The organism is Skermanella sp., from assembly GCF_059503625.1.
This window is the reverse complement of the sequence record NZ_JCACHA010000362.1, coordinates 1-2,672: the sequence shown is the minus strand read 5'-3', so window position 1 is coordinate 2,672 and position 2,672 is coordinate 1. Positions and strand designations below refer to the sequence as shown.

The following is a 2,672-nucleotide window of genomic DNA, read 5'->3' as shown; positions in this document are numbered from 1 at the left end:
CCTGCTCGAAGTAGAGCACGGACATCCCGGTCACGAGCCCCATGCCGAGGACGATTTCCGACGCGATCAGCAGCCTGCCCTGAAGCTGCTCGCTGTCGGCCATGGGCGGCAGCATCCGGGTCAGGGCGGTCGGCCGCTTGGCCTTGAGCGCTCGTTCCTGAAGGAACGCGGCGAGCGCCGCGACCGCCGCCAGGGTCAGCAGCGCGTAGGTCGTGACGGAAACCGTGATGTGGGCATCGACCCAGACGGTGGGCGCCGTGGGGTTGAGCGTGGGATCGCGCGCTTCAGCCGTCGCGGTGGCGAACAATCCGACCAGCAGCAGATAGGGCAGCAGCAGCGGCATCAGCCGCCATCCGGAGCGTGTCGTCAGGCACAAGCCGGTGAACAGGACCATGCACGCCGCTATGCTGACCCAGAGGGTCGTGGAGATCCCCGTGCGCCATGTGCCGTCCAGTTGCACCAGCGCCCACGTGAGCGGTCCGGCCGCCGCCACCGCCAGAACGGCCCAAAAGACCATGTCCGGTCCCCTGCCCTGGCGGAACCCGTCACGGACATAGGCCAGCAGCGTGGCCGGCAGGAGAGCCATCAGGGCGGACAAGTTGAAAAGGACGTTTTGCAGCATGCTGTTCCGATCCTGGTCCCGAAGGCCGTTATGGAATTACGGCGCCCGCTCGAGACGCCATGTCCCCGACGGAAATATAAACGAGACGCTCCGCTTCGGTCATAACTCAGGAGTGCGCAGCCGGAATACAACCTTCAACCAAGCCTGCGGCATTTTTTATCTTTAATGAATCACTCGATCAGGGGAGGCGCATATGCTCTACCTTACGGCACATGTCAGTACCTGGACCCTGCCGACCCACAATGAACCAAAGCCGCACCTCTTCCACGACAGATCCTGCTGCCGCTGCATTGATCTCGCTGACACGCCTGCTGGAACAGGTAACATCGAGAATCAACGCTCTACCTTATACACTGCTTTGCGCCGCAGCCCTGATAGCCGCCATCACGGTAAATGGACTTTGGACCACGCCCGCCCTCGACGCCGTCTGGCTGATCGCAGCGGATATAACCCAGGACCCCTTTCCGAGTACTGCTGACGCCGACTGGCTGCTAAGTTCATGGCTGACACCGGCTCTCGCCTGGCTGGCTGGCGCTACGACAACACCGCGAATGTTCGCATTGTTCTGTGGAGGGCTGCTGGCGGCGTGTTACGCCGCCATGTGCGTCATGTTTCGCTTCCGGGTAGGCGAACCGGCTGCGCGCATCCTGGTGCTGGTTCTGGTCACTTCTCCGTTGGCTACGGTGCTCCTGACCTGGATTGGCTATGGCGATCCGTTGAGCGTCACCCTTGCCTCGGCAATTCTCCTGCTGCCGCCGCTCTGGCTCAGAGGGGCCTGTGCAGCCTTGCTTGCGGCTAACCATGCCGAGCAGGCAATGGTGCTGCTGTCTGTCTGTTTTCTGCTGATTCCGTGCCTCGAAAGCAGCCACACCGGTCGGGCAGGCTGGCGGATGGGCCTGGCCCTCCTTGCCGGTGGATTGGCGGGATGGGGAGGCGTCCATTTCTATCAGTCCGTACAGGGCATACATATCGAATTCAACAGATTCGACTACATGCTTGGAGGCGGAATTAACCGGTACTTCACTGTGTCCGCGCGAAATCCGCAGATGTTTTTGTGGTCTTTCTTCGGTCTCTGCTGGCTGCTGGTAGTTCCCGCCGCCATGACATTGCGCCGACAGGCGGACAATGCCGCCTTAGTGGTTCCGAGGATTGTCCTTACGACCTTGTGTTGCGTCGGGGCGACCCTGGCGACGTTGGATTCCACCAGAGTGTTCAGCATTTTGTCATGGCCTCTCCTGGTAACCTTGTTGGTGCTGGCGGTACGCCAAGGGGCTGGACCGTCGCTGAACCGGCTGGCGGTTTCGGTTTTCATACTGGGTTTGTTCTTGCCGAGGGTCGTCACATGGGATGGACAGGTGCAGGGTGGAACCGCGCCTTACACCCTTGCGTGGGCACTCGAGGCCAGCGGTATCACTCCGCCCGGTATCCTGCCGGAATCACGTCTGGCGCCGTTTCGGGAGGCGCCGGAGCATCGACTTGAGGTCTCGGTGCTGCTACCCGACCATGGTCCGGCGCCGCTGGTCGAACCGGGCCGTGGCCTGTCGTTCACCAGCCAGGGTGGCGAAGACGTCAAGGCATTGCGCAGGGGATGGTCCCTGCCTGAGCCTTGGGGGACATGGTCGGAGCAACCGGCTGCCAGCCTGCGCGTGAGACTGCCTCCAGAGGCAGCATTGACCGGCGCTCTCGACGCAGTCGTCACGGCTTTCCTCGGAAACAGCGGCAATCCGCAGGTCGTCGAGGTAAGCGTGGATGGTCGTCCCGTCACGACGTGGACTTTGACTCAGGGAGAGGCAACCTCTCATCCCATCCCGGTACCTGAGGAAGCCGCCAGGAACGGTGACCCCATATCGATCGACTTCCATATCCCGACAGCACGCTCGCCAGCGTCGGAGAACGTATCGGGCGATCCCCGGAAACTCGGTTTTGGTTTAGTCGCGATCCGCGTCTTGAATGGCGGGCAACCTTGATCCACCAATGCCGACTAACCGTCCGCGCCAGACGGGATCGTCAGGGACTGCTTGGCGGGGCCGCCACGACAGGCTAGGCTGCG

General features: G+C 62.1%; 2 protein-coding genes. One reads left to right on the top strand and one right to left on the bottom strand.

Annotated elements, in window-relative coordinates:
• On the bottom strand, positions 1-622 hold a 622-nt coding region (gene ccsA / locus AC5JJ6_RS08210), incomplete at its 3' end, for a cytochrome c biogenesis protein CcsA (RefSeq protein WP_496041567.1).
• Between the two features lie 242 nt (positions 623-864).
• Here ccsA and AC5JJ6_RS08205 point away from each other — a divergent pair.
• Positions 865-2,589 carry a DUF7024 domain-containing protein gene (locus tag AC5JJ6_RS08205; RefSeq protein WP_496041566.1) on the top strand — a complete coding sequence of 575 codons (1,725 nt, stop codon included), beginning with the start codon at positions 865-867 and terminating at the stop codon, positions 2,587-2,589.
• Positions 2,590-2,672: the final 83 nt, after the last annotated feature.